At 68.9% G+C, this 14,487-nt stretch carries 14 protein-coding genes; 9 read left to right on the top strand and 5 right to left on the bottom strand.

Annotated features, from left to right (window positions below; translation table 11 throughout):
• Window positions 1-4: 4 nt before the first annotated feature.
• Window positions 5-136 (top strand): hypothetical protein, encoded by a 132-nt coding sequence (locus ACOYR3_RS05400; protein WP_422845452.1) that lies wholly within the window; start codon window positions 5-7, stop codon window positions 134-136.
• A 181-nt stretch (window positions 137-317) separates the two neighbouring features.
• A complete protein-coding gene (locus ACOYR3_RS05395) occupies window positions 318-782 on the top strand; it encodes an HU family DNA-binding protein (RefSeq protein WP_422845451.1) in 465 nt (154 codons plus the stop codon).
• Between the two features lie 148 nt (window positions 783-930).
• Here the strand turns inward: ACOYR3_RS05395 and ACOYR3_RS05390 are convergent, their stop codons facing one another.
• A complete protein-coding gene (locus ACOYR3_RS05390) occupies window positions 931-1,764 on the bottom strand; it encodes an alpha/beta fold hydrolase (protein ID WP_422845450.1) in 834 nt (277 codons plus the stop codon).
• Window positions 1,761-3,311, bottom strand: coding sequence for a benzoate-CoA ligase family protein (locus ACOYR3_RS05385; RefSeq protein WP_422845449.1), 1,551 nt, complete (start codon window positions 3,309-3,311; stop codon window positions 1,761-1,763). Before ACOYR3_RS05385 ends, ACOYR3_RS05390 begins: the two co-directional genes overlap by 4 nt.
• 246 nt (window positions 3,312-3,557) lie before the next feature.
• Here ACOYR3_RS05385 and ACOYR3_RS05380 point away from each other — a divergent pair, with 246 nt between their 5' ends.
• The 7 genes from ACOYR3_RS05380 (at window position 3,558) to ACOYR3_RS05350 (ending at window position 11,118) form a co-directional block, all read left to right on the top strand.
• Window positions 3,558-4,472 carry a helix-turn-helix transcriptional regulator gene (locus tag ACOYR3_RS05380; RefSeq protein ID WP_422845448.1) on the top strand — a complete coding sequence of 305 codons (915 nt, stop codon included), beginning with the start codon at window positions 3,558-3,560 and terminating at the stop codon, window positions 4,470-4,472.
• 136 nt (window positions 4,473-4,608) lie between these two features.
• Window positions 4,609-6,279: a 2,3-epoxybenzoyl-CoA dihydrolase gene (gene boxC, locus ACOYR3_RS05375; RefSeq protein WP_422845447.1), complete on the top strand. Its 1,671-nt coding sequence runs from the start codon at window positions 4,609-4,611 to the stop codon at window positions 6,277-6,279.
• Window positions 6,280-6,353: 74 nt separating this feature from the next.
• The gene (gene boxB / locus ACOYR3_RS05370) at window positions 6,354-7,781 is read left to right on the top strand and encodes a benzoyl-CoA 2,3-epoxidase subunit BoxB (RefSeq protein ID WP_422845446.1); all 1,428 of its coding nucleotides are present in this window, start codon (window positions 6,354-6,356) and stop codon (window positions 7,779-7,781) included.
• A gap of 132 nt (window positions 7,782-7,913) precedes the next feature.
• Window positions 7,914-9,191 (top strand): benzoyl-CoA 2,3-epoxidase subunit BoxA, encoded by a 1,278-nt coding sequence (boxA, locus tag ACOYR3_RS05365; RefSeq protein ID WP_422845445.1) that lies wholly within the window; start codon window positions 7,914-7,916, stop codon window positions 9,189-9,191.
• 106 nt (window positions 9,192-9,297) lie between these two features.
• The gene (locus ACOYR3_RS05360; RefSeq protein ID WP_422845444.1) at window positions 9,298-9,582 is read left to right on the top strand and encodes a hypothetical protein; all 285 of its coding nucleotides are present in this window, start codon (window positions 9,298-9,300) and stop codon (window positions 9,580-9,582) included.
• Window positions 9,583-9,857: 275 nt separating this feature from the next.
• Window positions 9,858-10,010 carry a hypothetical protein gene (locus ACOYR3_RS05355; protein ID WP_422845443.1) on the top strand — a complete coding sequence of 51 codons (153 nt, stop codon included), beginning with the start codon at window positions 9,858-9,860 and terminating at the stop codon, window positions 10,008-10,010.
• Window positions 10,011-10,095: 85 nt separating this feature from the next.
• A complete protein-coding gene (locus tag ACOYR3_RS05350) occupies window positions 10,096-11,118 on the top strand; it encodes an SDR family oxidoreductase (RefSeq protein ID WP_422845442.1) in 1,023 nt (340 codons plus the stop codon).
• 45 nt (window positions 11,119-11,163) lie between these two features.
• On the opposite strand, the gene ACOYR3_RS05345 is transcribed toward ACOYR3_RS05350, so the two are convergent.
• The 3 genes from ACOYR3_RS05345 to adh form a co-directional block, all read right to left on the bottom strand.
• On the bottom strand, window positions 11,164-11,565 hold the full coding sequence (locus ACOYR3_RS05345; RefSeq protein WP_422845441.1) for a DUF779 domain-containing protein: 402 nt from the start codon (window positions 11,563-11,565) through the stop codon (window positions 11,164-11,166).
• Window positions 11,566-11,590: 25 nt separating this feature from the next.
• Window positions 11,591-12,748, bottom strand: a complete 1,158-nt coding sequence (yiaY, locus tag ACOYR3_RS05340) for an L-threonine dehydrogenase (RefSeq protein ID WP_422845440.1) — start codon at window positions 12,746-12,748, stop codon at window positions 11,591-11,593.
• Between the two features lie 155 nt (window positions 12,749-12,903).
• Window positions 12,904-14,427 carry an aldehyde dehydrogenase gene (adh, locus tag ACOYR3_RS05335; RefSeq protein ID WP_422845439.1) on the bottom strand — a complete coding sequence of 508 codons (1,524 nt, stop codon included), beginning with the start codon at window positions 14,425-14,427 and terminating at the stop codon, window positions 12,904-12,906.
• Window positions 14,428-14,487 lie beyond the last annotated feature (60 nt).

The raw sequence follows: 14,487 nt of genomic DNA, 5'->3' as shown, positions 1-14,487 counted from the left end.
CACCATGGCCCGCCAGGCATTGCGCTGGTGCACGCTGGGGTGCGTTCTGGCCTGGGGGCTGGTGGAGCTCCTGGCCCTGCAGCGCCAGCGCCTGCACGTGTGGCGCTTGCGCCACCAGGACGCACAGCCTCGTTGACGGCACCTGCGCCGCAGCGCGCACCGCCAGCCGCCCGTGACTTCCCGCGCAGCGCGCCTTGCCAAGGCGCGTTGATGGGGCTTAGGTTTTGCGCCGCAACCGCGCCGCACCTAGAATTGCGCACCTCCCTGCAAAGCAGGGGAGGCATCGTGCAACTCTGAACCTACAAGAAATCACCATCATGGCAACTGCAAAGAAGACCGCCGCACCGGCAAAGAAGGCCGTCAAGGCCGCAGCGCCCGCTGCCGCCAAGAAGGCACCCGCTGCTGCAAAGAAGGCTGCTGCTCCCGCAGCCAAGAAGGCCGCTGCGCCCGCAGCCGCCGCAGGCGTCAAGCCCATCAAGGCCGCATTCAACAAGACCTCGCTGCTCGCCCACCTGGCTGAACAGGCCGGCGTGGAGCTGAAGGCTGCCAAGGCCGTGCTGTCCGCGCTGGAAGCCGCGATCCTGGGTTCCGTGCACAAGAAGGGCTCGGGCGAGTTCACGCTGCCCGGCCTGATGAAGATCGGCCTGCAGCAGATCCCTGCGAAGAAGAAGCGCTTCGGCAAGGACCCGTTCACGGGCGAAGAGCGCTGGTTCCCCGCCAAGCCCGCGTCGGTCAAGATCAAGACCCGCGCGCTGAAGAAGCTCAAGGACGCCACGGCCTGAGCGCCTGAGCGCCTGCCCCCCCGGCAGTTCCCCTGCCACCGCGGCGGCCCGGTTTCCACCGGCCGCCGCACCCCCAAGACCCGTCGCCTCGCGGCCGCGGGTCTTTTCTTTCTTGCGGCCCGGCCCGCGCAGCAGCGCAACCCGCAGCTCAGGCCGGGCCGACCGCTGTTCGGGCGCGCGGGTCGGCCGCCTGCACGAAGGCCACCGCCTCGCGCACCACCGCCAGGGGCTGGTCGCGGTGGGGCGAATGGCCGCAATCGGCCAGCTCCAGCAGCTGCGTGCCGCGCACGCGGGCCGCGATGCCCCGGATCTGCGCCAGCGTGCCGTACTCGTCCGCAAGGCCTTGCACCGCCAGCACGGGGGCGCGCACCGACGCCAGGTCGGCTTCGATGTTCCAGCGGCGAAAGGCCGGGTCCAGCCAGATGCGGTTCCACCCCCAGAAGGCGGAATCGGGGTCCTCGTGGTACGGGGCCAGGCGGTCCCGCAGATCGGTGGTCTGGTAGGCCTGCCGGGCCTTTTCGATGTTCTGCACGGTGATGTCTTCCACGAAGATGTGGGGCGCCAGCACCACCAGTCCCTGCACACGGTGCGCACAGGCCGCGGCGTGCAGCAGCGCGATGGACGCGCCATCGCTGTGCCCGAAGAGCCACACCGGCCCATGCACACCCAGCGCGTCGAGGAGCGCGGGCAGCACCTGCTGCGCCTGCTGGTGCATGAAGTCCACGCCCCACGCCTCCTGCGGCGCCCGGGGCGTGGAACGCCCATAGCCGGGCCGCGAAAAGACCAGCCCGCGGAACCCGCCTGCCGCGCACAGCTGGTGCGGGAAGCTTTTCCACATCGCCAGCGATCCCAGCCCTTCGTGCAGGAACACCAGCAGCGGCGCGCCCTCGCGCTCCGGCGCGATCCATTGGTACTCCAGGCGCACCACGCGCTCGCCCCAGGGCACGGCGGCAAAGGCGCTGGCCGTTGTTTCGCCGTTCATGCCCGCGCCTCCCGTTCGCGCAGCCGAAAGCGCTGGATCTTGCCGGTGGCGGTCTTGGGCAATTCGGATAGGAACTCGATGAAGCGGGGATATTTATAGGGCGCCAGGCGCTCCTTCACGAACGCCTGCAGCGCCTCTTGCGTGGCGGCCTGCCCATCCTTGAGCACCACGAAGGCCTTGGCCTTGGTCAGGCCCTGGGCGTCCTGCGTGCCGATCACCGCCGCCTCCAGCACGGCGGGGTGCTGCATCAGCGTGGACTCCACCTCGAACGGCGACACGTAGATGCCGCTGACCTTGAGCATGTCGTCGCTGCGGCCGGCATAGGTGTAGTAGCCCTCGGCGTCGCGCACGTACTTGTCGCCGCTCTTGGTCCAGCCGCCCTGGAAGGTCTCGCGCGTCTTGTCGCGCTGGCCCCAGTACAGGAGCGCGGCGCTGGGGCCGCGGATGTACAGGTCGCCCACCTCGCCGTCGGGCACGGGCTGCCCGTCTTCGCCCCGCAACGCGACCTCGTAGCCCGGCACCGGCTTGCCGGTCGTGCCGTAGCGGATGTCGCCAGGCCGGTTGGAGAGGAAGATGTGCAGCATCTCCGTGGAGCCGATGCCGTCGATGATGTCGCAGCCGAAGTGCGCCTTGAAACGCTGGGCGATCTCGGCCGGCAGCGCCTCCCCGGCCGAGGAGCACATGCGCAGGGCCACCGCCGCGCGCTCCGGCAGCCGCGGCGAGGCCAGCATGCCCGCAAAGCCCGTGGGCGCGCCAAAGAACACCGTGGGCCGGTGCTCCACCCAGCGCCGGAAGGTGGCATCGGGCGTAGGACGCTCGGCCATCAGCACCACCGTGGCCCCTACGGACAGCGGGAAGGTGAGCGCGTTGCCCAGGCCGTAGGCAAAGTACAGCTTGGCGGCTGAGAAGCACACGTCCTCGGGGGTCAGGCCCAGCACGGGCTTGCCGTACAGCTCGGCCGTCCACCACAGGTTGCCGTGGGTGTGCACCGTGCCCTTGGGCTTGCCGGTGGAGCCGGAGGAATACAGCCAGAAGCCGGGTTCGTCCGCCCCCGTGGGCGCCGCGGCGGGCAGGGGCTGCTCGGCGCCGATCGCCGCTTCGAGATCGCGCGCCCCGGCGTGCAGCCTGCCCACGGGCTGGGACACCAGCAGCGTTCCCACCTCGTGCGGGCCTTGCGCCAGGGCCTGCGACAACACGGGCAGCAGCGCGCCAGACACCAGCGCGGCCTGTGCGCGGCTGTGGGCCAGCATGTAGGCATAGTCGGCCGCCGTGAGCAGCGTGTTCACCGCCACCGGCACCACGCCGGCGTACAGGCACCCCAGAAAGCACACCGGCCAGTCGCTGGTGTCATGCATCAGCAGCAACACGCGCTCCTCACGCCGCACGCCAGCGTCCAGCAGCACGGCGGCCAGCCGCCGCGCGCGGTCTTCCAGCGCGCCATACGCCAGGCGGCCGCGGTCGTCGATGTAGGCCGTGCGGCCCGCGTGCCCCCGGTTGAGCTCGAACAGATGCGCCGCGAAGTTGAACCGTTCCGGCAGGCTGGTCATGGGAGGGCCTCCAAGTTCCTGGGGGGCGCCGGCGCGTTGGCGAGGGAAAGAAAAATGGTGCGCCGGCGGGCGGGGACAATCAGCACAGTGCACGCCATTGATGTGCGTGCTTGCGGAACCGGAAGATGTGCAGTATTTTGCCTCCGCATGAACCATAAGTAATGCTTGACGCAGTGTCAAGCACTATAGTGCATAAAACCACCCTGTGCCGCCGCGCTTGCTGGCGCAGCAGACCGGCCCACCTCCATGGACACTCCTGACACCGCCGAACTCCCGCAGACCGCCGACGAGGCCCGCAACCCGCTGCTGACGGCACTGGGCGAACGCGTGCGCAACCTGCGCGCGCAGCGCGGGCTGACCCGCAAGGCCGCGGCCCAGGCCGCCGGGGTCTCGGAGCGCCACCTTGCCAACCTGGAGTACGGCACCGGCAACGCATCCATCCTCGTGCTGCACCAGGTGGCCGGCGCCCTGCACTGCCCGCTGGCCGAGCTGCTGGGCGACTTCACCACCCGCTCGCCGGAGTGGCTGCTGATCCGCGAACTGCTGGAACACCGCAGCGAGGCCGACCTGCGGCGGGCGCGGCTGGCGCTGCACGCGCTGCTCAACAGCGGCGCGAGCGACACGGCGCGGCACGGCCGCATTGCCCTGATCGGGCTGCGCGGCGCGGGCAAGTCGACGCTGGGCCCGCTGCTGGCGCGCGATCTGGACGTGCCGTTCATCGAGCTGAGCCGCGAGATCGAAGCCCTGGCCGGCTGCAGCGTGCGCGAGATCCACGACCTGTATGGCGCCACCGCCTACCGCCGCTACGAGCGCCGCGCGCTGGAGGAGGTGGTGCAGATCCACGCCGACGTCGTGATTGCCACGCCGGGCGGCATCGTCTCGGACCCCGCCACGTTCAACGAATTGCTCGCGCATTGCACCACCGTGTGGCTGCGCGCCGCGCCCGAGGAGCACATGGGCCGTGTCCTTGCACAGGGCGACATGCGCCCGATGGCCGCCAGCCGGGAAGCCATGGACGACCTGCGCCGCATCCTGGAGGGCCGCGCGGCCTTCTACTCGAAAGCCGACCTGACCGTGGACACCTCCGGCCGCACGCTGGAAGAGAGCTTGCGGCAGCTGCGCACGGGCGTGCGGCAGCTGATGGACCGCCCCGCCACCTAAGACCCCTTAGCGTTCACAGACCAGGCTGCCGATGCGCCGGCAGCGGCAGGCATTGACTTTGCCGAAAACATGCATGATGATGCATGTCGACACGGTTGATTTGCATTATTTTGCAGCATTGTTCAGGGAGATGCCCATGACCGCCGAACCCCGGCCACCCGCACGCGTGGACTACCGCACCGACCCCTCGCAGTACCGCCACTGGAAGCTGTCGGTGGATGGCCCGGTGGCGCGCCTGACTATGGACATTGCCGAAGACGGGGGCATTCGCCCCGGCTACAAGCTCAAGCTCAACAGCTACGACCTCGGGGTGGACATCGAACTGCACGACGCACTCAACCGCATCCGCTTCGAGCACCCCACCGTGCGCACCGTGGTGGTCACCAGCGCCCGCGACCGCGTCTTCTGCTCGGGCGCCAACATCTTCATGCTGGGCGTCTCCAGCCACGCGTGGAAGGTGAACTTCTGCAAGTTCACCAACGAGACGCGCAACGGCATCGAGGATTCCTCGCGGCACTCGGGCATCAAGTTCGTGGCGGCCGTGAACGGCGCCTGCGCGGGCGGCGGCTACGAGCTGGCCCTGGCCTGCGACGAGATCGTGCTGGTGGACGACCGCTCGTCCGCCGTGTCGCTGCCCGAGGTGCCGCTGCTGGGCGTGCTGCCCGGCACCGGCGGACTGACCCGCGTGACGGACAAGCGCCACGTGCGCCACGACCTGGCCGACATCTTCTGCACCAGCGTGGAGGGCGCGCGCGGCCAGCGCGCGGTGGACTGGCGCCTGGTGGACCGCATTGCCAAGCCGGCGCAGTTCGCCGCCGCGGTCCAGGAGGCCGCCGCCCGCCTGGCCGAGGGCAGCCCGCGCCCAACGGAGGCCCGCGGCATTGCGCTCGCACGCATCGAGCGCGAAGAGGCGGCCGACCGCCTGCGCTACGCGCATGTCCACGTCGACATCGACCGCACGCGCCGCACCGCCACCCTGACGCTGCACGCCCCCGCCGGACCGCAGCCGGCAGACGCTGCGGGCATCGAGGCCGCAGGCGCCGCGTGGTGGCCGCTGGCGCTGGCGCGCGAGCTGGACGATGCCATCCTGCACCTGCGCACCAACGAGCTGCAGATCGGCACCTGGCTGCTGCAAACCGCGGGCGATGCGCAGGCCGTGCTGGCCAGCGACGCCACGCTGCTGGCCCACCAGCACCACTGGCTGGCGCGCGAGACGCTGGGCGCGCTGCGCCGCACTTTCGCGCGGCTGGACGTGTCCTCGCGCAGCCTGTTTGCGCTGGTGGAGCCGGGCTCGGCCTTTGCGGGATCGCTGGCCGAGCTGGCCTTCGCGGCCGACCGCACCTACATGCTGGCCCTGCCGGACGACGCGGCGCGCGCGCCCCGGCTCACGCTCAACGAATTCAACTTCGGCCTGCTGCCCATGGTGAATGGACAAAGCCGCCTGCAGCGCCGCTTCTACGAGGAAAGCGCGCCGCTCGAGGCCGCCCGCGCCGCGGCGGGCCGGCCGCTGGACGCCGATGCCGCGCTGGCCCTGGGCCTGGTCACCGCCGCACCCGACGACATCGACTGGGACGACGAGATCCGCATCGCCATCGAAGAGCGCGCCGCCATGTCGCCCGACGCGCTGACCGGGCTGGAGGCCAACCTGCGCTTTGCGGGCCGGGAGAACATGGCCACGCGCATCTTCGGCCGCCTGACAGCGTGGCAGAACTGGATCTTCAACCGCCCCAACGCCGTGGGGGACAAGGGCGCGCTCAAGGTCTACGGCACGGGCGAAAAGGCCGGCTTCGACTGGAACCGCGTCTAGCCATCCACCACCACCCCGGCCGTTCTGGCGCAGGCCGAACGGGTCGCCGACTTCCCATCCTGCAGGAGACAACCATGAGCGCCATCAACTACAGCGAGAAGATCCCCAACAACGTGAACCTGAGCGAGGACCGCACGCTGCAGCGCGCACTCGAGGGCTGGCAGCCCAACTTCATCCAGTGGTGGGACGACGTGGGCCCCGAGGGCTCGACGAACCACGAGGTCTACCTGCGCACCGCCGTCAGCGTGGACCCGGGCGGATGGGCCCAGTTCGGCCACGTGAAGATGCGCGACTACCGCTGGGGCATCTTCCTGAACCCCGGCGACGCCGAGCGCCAGATCCACTTCGGCGACCACAAGGGCGAGAAGGCCTGGCAGGACGTGCCCGGCGAGCACCGCGCCAACCTGCGCCGCATCATCGTGACGCAGGGCGACACCGAGCCCGCGTCGGTGGAGCAGCAGCGGCACCTGGGCCTGACGGCGCCCAGCCTGTACGACCTGCGCAACCTCTTCCAGATCAACGTGGAGGAAGGCCGCCACCTGTGGGCCATGGTGTACCTGCTGCACAAGCACTTCGGCCGCGACGGCCGCGAGGAGGCCGAGGCGCTGCTGCAGCGCCAGTCGGGCGACGTGGACAACCCGCGCATCCTGGGCGCATTCAACGAGAAGACGCCAGACTGGCTGGCGTTCTTCATGTTCACCTACTTCACCGACCGCGACGGCAAGTTCCAGCTCTCGGCGCTGGCCGAGAGCGCGTTCGACCCGCTGGCGCGCACCACCAGGTTCATGCTGACCGAGGAAGCGCACCACATGTTCGTGGGCGAGAGCGGCATCTCGCGCGTACTGGCACGCACCGCGCAGGTGATGAACGAGCTCAAGAGCGACGACCCCGCCCGGGTGCGCGCGGCCGGCGCCATCGACCTGGCCACCATCCAGCGCTACCTGAACTTCCACTACAGCGTGACCATCGACCTGTTCGGCGCCGACCAGTCGAGCAACGCCGCCACGTTCTACAGCTCGGGCCTCAAGGGCCGGTACGAAGAAGGCAAACGCGAGGACGACCACATCCTCAAGGGCCACGCCTACCGCGTGCTGGAGGTCCAAAGCGGCCAGCTGGTTGAAAAGGAAGTGCCCATGCTCAACGCGCTGAACGAAGTGCTGCGCGACGACTTCATCAAGGACTCGATGGCGGGCGTGGCGCGCTGGAACAAGGTGCTGGAAAAGGCGGGCATCGCCACCCGGCTGGCGGTGCCGCACAAGGCCTTCAACCGCCAGATCGGCGCACTGGCGGGCATCCGCATGTCGCCCGACGGCCGCGTGGTGAGCGAGGCCGAATGGGCCGCGCGCAAGGGCGAATGGCTGCCCACCGGCGAGGACTTCGCCTTCGTGGCTTCGCTCATGGGCCGCGTGGCGGAGCCCGGCAAGTTCGCGGGCTGGATCGCTCCGCCGGTGATGGGCATCAACCGCCAGCCCGTCGATTTTGACTACGTCCGTTTTAACTGAGCCCCCGGAGCCCCCGGAGCCCCATGAGCCCCCTCCTGAGCCTTTGGCGGCGCTGGCGTGGGCCATGCCGGCGCCAAAGCCTGCTCCAGCAGCCGCCTGCCGGGGTGCCGGAAGACTTGTTGGAAGAAGCACATGGATAGCACCCCGCTGATCGACAACGGCATCCTGAGGCAGCACCTGATCGACCCCGAGATCTGCATCCGCTGCAACACCTGCGAGGCCACCTGCCCGGTGAACGCCATCACGCACGACGACCGCAACTACGTGGTGCGGGCCGACGTGTGCAACGGCTGCATGGCCTGCATCGGGCCTTGCCCCACGGGCTCCATCGACAACTGGCGCAGGGTGCCGGTGGCGCGCGCCTACAGCATCGAGGAGCAGCTGGGCTGGGACGCGCTGCCGGCCGAGCAGCCCCCCGGCTCATGGGCCGCCGAAGACGCGCCGCAGGACGCGCCGGCAGCGCCAGCCACCACACCAGCGGCGCCGTGCGCCGAGCCCGGCGCGCAGCCGTTCCACGCGGCCCGCTACGGCGCGAGCGTGCCGCCCTGGTCGGCCGCCCACCCCTACACCAACCTGTTTGCGCCCAAGAGCCCCGCCACCGCCATCGTGGTGGGCAACGCCAACTGCACCGAGGCCGGTTTCGCCAGCGAGACGCACCATGTGGTGCTGGACTTCGGCAGCCTGCCGTTTCCGGTGCTGGAGGGGCAGTCCATTGGCATCATCCCGCCCGGCACGGACGCGCAGGGCCGGCCGCACCACGCGCGGCAATATTCGGTGGCCAGCCCGCGCAACGGCGAGCGGCCGGGGTACAACAACCTGGCGCTCACGGTCAAGCGTGTCACCGTGGACCACCAGGGCAACGCCCTGCGGGGCGTGGCTTCCAACTACGTGTGCGACTTGCAAGTGGGCGACACGGTGCAGGTGGTGGGGCCGTTCGGCAGCTCGTTCCTGATGCCCAACCACCCGCGCTCGCACATCGTGATGGTGTGCACCGGCACCGGCAGCGCCCCCATGCGGGCCATGACCGAATGGCGCCGCCGCCTGCGCAGCAGCGGCAAGTTCGAGGGCGGCAGGCTGCTGCTGTTCTTCGGCGCCCGCACGCAGCAGGAACTGCCCTACTTCGGCCCGCTGCAAAACCTGCCCAGGGACTTCATCGATATCCACCTGGCGTTCTCGCGCACGCCGGGCCAGCCGCGGCGCTACGTGCAGGACCTGATGCGCGAGCGCGCCGCCGACCTGGCCGCGCTGCTGCGCGACGACCACACGCACTTTTACGTGTGCGGCCTCAAGAGCATGGAAGAAGGCGTGGTGCTGGCCCTGCGCGACATTACCGAGGACAGCGGGCTCGACTGGGAACCGCTGGGGGCCGCCCTGCAGCGCGAAGGGCGCCTGCACCTGGAAACCTATTGAACAGGGACCGGCGCAGCCATAGTGGATCAAATTTTGATCAAAATATGGCCGCAGCGCTTGATGGACAAGCGCAAGAAGCTATAAAAATAATAGCAAATTGTTCTGCGTGGCGGCCGCCTGCGCAAGCGCCGCCACGCCGGTGGCGCCCCACACCGTGGTGCCCGGGATAACGCTCGCTCACGGCAGGGACAGCAGCCAGCAGCAATACCTGGCGCGGGCACACGCCATCGCAGCGCTGGGCTGCATGTGCCTGACCTTCGACTTGCGGGGCCATGCGCGCGACAAGGCACACCGCGACACCGTCACGCGCGAGGGCAACCTCAACGGCACGCTGGCCGCGTGCGACCTGCTCACCGGCCACCCTGCGGCCGACGCCGACGCCGTGGCCTGACCGTGGCGAGAAGCAGCTACGGCGGGTACCTGGCCGCCGTAGCTGCTGCGGCCCATCCGCTGGATGGCACTGCGCACCACGGCGCTGCACAAGGACGAGGACCGGCTGGTGCCCAAGCAGCACCTGGGCCGGCAGGAGATCGCACCCGCCCTGGCCGCCACCGCCATCTTCGAAGGGAGCGTGCCCGCTGATGGCCTTGATCAACCTTGTCCGACATCCGCGCTGCGTGCCGGGTGGACCAATGGGACGACCCCGACAACGTTCTGGAGGCCCCCATGTCAAAGACCCATCGCTCCGGTTTGGACTCCTACCACCTCAAGCCCCGCGCGCTCAAGCGCTTGCGCCAGTGGGAAGCCATGGCCCGCCCCCGTCCGGTCCCGCTGCGGTTTCCCGAGCCCGAACCCCCGGTGTGGAAGCCCCTGGGCTGAACCCGCCGGCCCACCCCCATCCACCCCCATCCACCCCCATCCCCCCCCATCCACCCCCCCCATCCATCCCTCTTTCGCCATCACCATGCCGCCACCCTCCACCTCCGCACCGCCTACTTCCGCACCGTCCAGCGACGCAACCACCCAGAAGCAGCAGCGCATCCAGTCCGCGCAAGACCAGAAGGACCAGCGCTCCCAACAGGCGTCGCAGGCCTCGCCCGAAGCGCAGCCCGCGCCCGGCCCCGGCCGCAGCGAGCCCGCGCCACCGCTGCCGCGGCAGCACTTGGCCAAACCCGGCCACGAGGCCGACATGCAGCTGGCCCCCAAGTACCAGGCGCCCCACTACCGCGGCAGCGGCAAGCTGGAAGGGTTTTCGGCCCTCATCACCGGCGGCGACTCGGGCATCGGCCGGGCGGTGGCGGTGCTGTTTGCACGCGAAGGAGCGGACGTGGCCATCGCCTACCTCTGCGAACACGACGACGCGGAGCAAACGCGCAAGCTGGTGGAGGCCGAGGGCCGCCGCTGCATCACGCTCTCAGGCGACGTGAAAGATGCGTCGTTCTGCGTCGACGCCGTGCGCCAGGTGGTGAAGGCCTTTGGCAAGCTCAACGTGCTGGTGAACAACGCGGCCTTCCAGGAGCATGCAGCGTCGCTCGAAGACCTGACCGAAGAGCGGTTTGACGAAACCTTCCGCACCAACATCTACGGCTATTTCCACATGGCCAAGGCGGCTCTGCCCCACCTGCAGCGGGGCGACTCCATCATCAACACGGGCTCGGTCACGGGGCTCAAGGGCAGCAAGGAGCTGCTGGACTACTCGGCCACCAAGGGGGCCATCCACGCCTTCACCAAGGCGCTGGCGCACAACCTGGCCGACCAGGGCATCCGCGTGAACGCGGTGGCGCCGGGCCCCGTCTGGACGCCGCTGAACCCGGCCGACAAATCGCCCGAGGACATTGCAAAGTTCGGGCAGCAGACGCACCTGGGCCGCCCGGCCCAGCCGGAGGAGATCTCGCCCGCCTACGTGTTTTTGGCGGCGCCGTGCTGCTCCAGCTACATCACGGGCACGGTGCTGCCGATCACCGGCACGGCGGGCGACGGCGCCTAGCGGCGGGTGCGGAGCGCGCCAGGGCGGTCCGCGCCGCCCGCAGCGTCAAGCCAGGTCCCGGGCCACCGTGGCCTCAAGGGCTGCCCATTCCGCATCGGTAAACAGCCGCGACCGCGTGTGGAAGGCCTTGCCCGTGCTGCCTTCGAGCGAGAACGTGCCGCCCTGCCCTTCCACCACGTCCAGGATGAGCTGGGTGTGCTGCCAGTACGCGTACTGCGACTTGCCGATGTAGAACGGCACGCCGCCCACCTCCCCCAGCAGCACGTCCTGGGCGCCGATGGTGAGGTCGCTGGGCAGGTAGCAGTTGGCGGCGCTGTTGTCGCAGCACCCGCCACTTTGGTGAAACAGCAGGTCCCGGCCATGCCGGGCCTGCAGCAAGGCCAGCAGTTCCAGGGCGGCCGGCGTGGCCACCACGCGGGGTGGCAGCGGGGGCGGCGGGGTGGTCATGGCCGGGGTTGCGCAACTGCGGCGCTCAGGCCGTCATGGCACCGCGGAAGATGCCTTCGATGTCGGCCTGCGTGGCACGGCGCGGGTTGGTGAGCCCGCAGGCGTCCTTGAGCGCATTGGCGGCCAGCAGCGGGATGTCGCCTTCCTTCACCCCCAGATCTGCCAGGCATTTGGGGATGCCGATGTCCAGCGCCAGCTGGCGGATGGCGGCCAGGCAGGCCTGGGCGCCCGCTTCGGCGTCCAGCCCCGCCACGTCCACCCCCATGGCGTGGGCCACGTCGCGCAGGCGCGCGGCCGACGTGGACACGTTGAACGCCTCCACATGCGGCAGCAGCAGGGCATTGCACACACCGTGGGGCAGGTCGTAGAAACCGCCTAGCTGGTGCGCCATGGCATGCACGTAGCCCAGCGATGCGTTGTTGAACGCCATGCCCGCCAGGAACTGCGCATACGCCATCTGCTCGCGGGCGTTCAGGTCGCCGCCATGGGCCACGGCAGTGCGCAGGTGGCGGGCGATCAGCTCCACCGCCTTCAGCGCGCAGGCATCCGTGATGGGGGTGGCGGCGGTGGACACGTAGGCCTCCACTGCGTGGGTCAGTGCATCCATGCCGGTGGCCGCCGTCAGGCCCTTGGGCTTGGCAAGCATCAGCTCGGGGTCATTGACGGACAGGAGGGGCGTGACGTTGCGGTCCACGATGGCCATCTTGATGTGCCGCGTCTCGTCGGTGATGATGCAAAAGCGCGTCATCTCGCTGGCCGTGCCGGCGGTGGTGTTGATGGCCACCAGCGGCAGTTGCGGCTTGGCGGAGCGGTCCACGCCTTCATAGTCGGCAATCTCGCCGCCATTGGTGGCGCACAGGGCGATGCCCTTGGCGCAGTCGTGGGGCGAGCCGCCGCCTAGCGAGATCACGAAGTCGCACTGCTCGGCCCGCAGCTGCGCCAGACCGGCGCGCACATTGCCCACCGTGGGGTTGGGCTGGGTGCCGTCAAACACCACCGATGCAATCTGCTCCGCGGCCAGCTGGGCCTGGATGCGGGCCGCCACGCCCAGCTTGCTGAGCACGGCATCGGTCACGATCAGTGCCTTGTGAAAGCCGTGGCCCTTCAGGGCCGTGATCGCCTCCTGCAGGCACCCTGCGCCCATGATGTTGACACTGGGCATGAAAAACGTACTGCTGCTCATCGCGAACCTCCTGGATGGATCGAACCGACGGCCCATGCGCCAGCCGCGCTGGCTGGCACGCCCCCGGCGATGTACTCCCGGGGCAGGCCACTTCGCCAAAAAATCGTACGCCCGCATGGGCAGGCGCACCGGGGCGGGCAAGCCGCCCCAGCCTGTCAGAAGAAGCCCAGCTTGTTTTCGCTGTAGCTCACGAGCAGGTTCTTGGTCTGCTGGTAGTGGTCGAGCATCATCTTGTGGGTCTCGCGGCCGATGCCCGACTCCTTGTAGCCACCGAATGCAGCGTGCGCGGGATAGGCGTGGTAGCAGTTGGTCCACACGCGGCCCGCCTTGATCGCACGGCCCATGCGATAGGCCACGTTGCCGTTGCGGCTCCACACGCCGGCGCCCAGGCCGTACAGCGTGTCGTTGGCAATGGCCAGCGCCTCGGCCTCGTCCTTGAAGGTGGTCACGGCCAGCACGGGGCCGAAGATTTCCTCCTGGAAGATGCGCATCTTGTTGTGGCCCTTGAACAGCGTGGGCTGCACGTAGTAGCCGCCTTCCAGGTCGCCGCCCAGGTGGGCCTGGCCGCCGCCGGCCAGCACCTCGGCACCTTCCTGCTTGCCCAGGTCGAGGTACGAGAGGATCTTGGTGAGCTGCTCCTTGGAAGCCTGCGCACCCATCATGCTGTCGGTGTCCAGCGGGTTCTGGTGCTTGATGGCGGCCACGCGCTTCAGGACACGTTCCATGAACTTGTCGTAAATGCTTTCCTGGATCAACGCGCGGCTGGGGCAGGTGCAGACCTCGCCCTGGTTGAAGGCGAACAGCACCAGGCCTTCAATGGCCTTGTCCAGGAACGCATCGTCCTTGTCCATGACGTCGGCAAAGAAGATGTTGGGGCTCTTGCCGCCCAGTTCCAGCGTGGCCGGAATCAGGTTGTTGGCAGCGGCCTGGGCGATGACGCGGCCGGTGCTGGTGGAGCCTGTGAACGCAATCTTGGCGATGCGCTTGCTGGTGGCCAGCGGCATGCCCGCTTCGCGCCCGAAGCCGTTGACGATGTTGAGCACGCCCGGCGGCAGCAGGTCGGCAATCAGCTCGACCAGCACCAGGATGGAAATGGGCGTGGACTCGGCAGGCTTGAGCACCACGCAGTTGCCCGCGCCCAGTGCGGGAGCCAGCTTCCACGCGGCCATCAGGATGGGGAAGTTCCAGGGAATGATCTGGCCCACCACGCCCAGCGGCTCCTGGATGTGGTACGCCACGGTGTTCTCGTCGATGTTGCTCAATGCGCCTTCTTGCGCCCGCACGCAGCCCGCGAAGTAGCGGAAGTGGTCCACCGTCAGGGGGATGTCGGCGTTCAGCGTCTCGCGGATGGCCTTGCCGTTGTCCACGGTTTCGGCATAGGCCAGCAGTTCCAGGTTCTGCTCGATGCGGTCGGCAATCTTGAGCAGGATGTTGGCGCGCGTGGCGGCGTCGGTCTTGCCCCACTGGTCGGCCGCGGCATGTGCGGCGTCCAGCGCCAGCTCGATGTCTTCGGCGGTGGAGCGGGCGGCCTGCGTGTAGACCTTGCCGTTGACCGGCGAGATCACGTCGAAGTACTGGCCCTTGACCGGGGCCACGAATTTGCCGCCGATGAAGTTGTCGTAGCGGGGCTTGTAGACGATCTTGGCGCCAGCGGCGCCGGGGGCTGCATACACGGTCATGGTGGTTGTCTCCGATGGTTTTGTGGACATCTGGCAGCACAAGCGCCTGCCAGATGCGAG

It is taken from the genome of Acidovorax sp. M2(2025), from assembly GCF_049330835.1.
Classification (GTDB): Bacteria; Pseudomonadota; Gammaproteobacteria; order Burkholderiales; family Burkholderiaceae_C; genus Acidovorax.
This window is presented reverse-complemented; position numbering and strand designations above follow the sequence as displayed.

Coding starts and splice junctions, on each gene's coding strand:
- ACOYR3_RS05400 (WP_422845452.1), top strand. CDS start 5: ATGGCCCGCCAGGCATTGCGCTGGTGCACGCTGGGGTGCGTTCTGGCC.
- boxA (WP_422845445.1), top strand. CDS start 7,914: ATGGATAGCACCCCGCTGATCGACAACGGCATCCTGAGGCAGCACCTG.
- adh (WP_422845439.1), bottom strand. CDS start 14,427: ATGACCGTGTATGCAGCCCCCGGCGCCGCTGGCGCCAAGATCGTCTAC.
- ACOYR3_RS05350 (WP_422845442.1), top strand. CDS start 10,096: ATGCCGCCACCCTCCACCTCCGCACCGCCTACTTCCGCACCGTCCAGC.
- yiaY (WP_422845440.1), bottom strand. CDS start 12,748: ATGAGCAGCAGTACGTTTTTCATGCCCAGTGTCAACATCATGGGCGCA.
- ACOYR3_RS05390 (WP_422845450.1), bottom strand. CDS start 1,764: ATGAACGGCGAAACAACGGCCAGCGCCTTTGCCGCCGTGCCCTGGGGC.
- boxC (WP_422845447.1), top strand. CDS start 4,609: ATGACCGCCGAACCCCGGCCACCCGCACGCGTGGACTACCGCACCGAC.
- ACOYR3_RS05355 (WP_422845443.1), top strand. CDS start 9,858: ATGTCAAAGACCCATCGCTCCGGTTTGGACTCCTACCACCTCAAGCCC.
- ACOYR3_RS05345 (WP_422845441.1), bottom strand. CDS start 11,565: ATGACCACCCCGCCGCCCCCGCTGCCACCCCGCGTGGTGGCCACGCCG.
- ACOYR3_RS05395 (WP_422845451.1), top strand. CDS start 318: ATGGCAACTGCAAAGAAGACCGCCGCACCGGCAAAGAAGGCCGTCAAG.
- ACOYR3_RS05385 (WP_422845449.1), bottom strand. CDS start 3,311: ATGACCAGCCTGCCGGAACGGTTCAACTTCGCGGCGCATCTGTTCGAG.
- boxB (WP_422845446.1), top strand. CDS start 6,354: ATGAGCGCCATCAACTACAGCGAGAAGATCCCCAACAACGTGAACCTG.
- ACOYR3_RS05380 (WP_422845448.1), top strand. CDS start 3,558: ATGGACACTCCTGACACCGCCGAACTCCCGCAGACCGCCGACGAGGCC.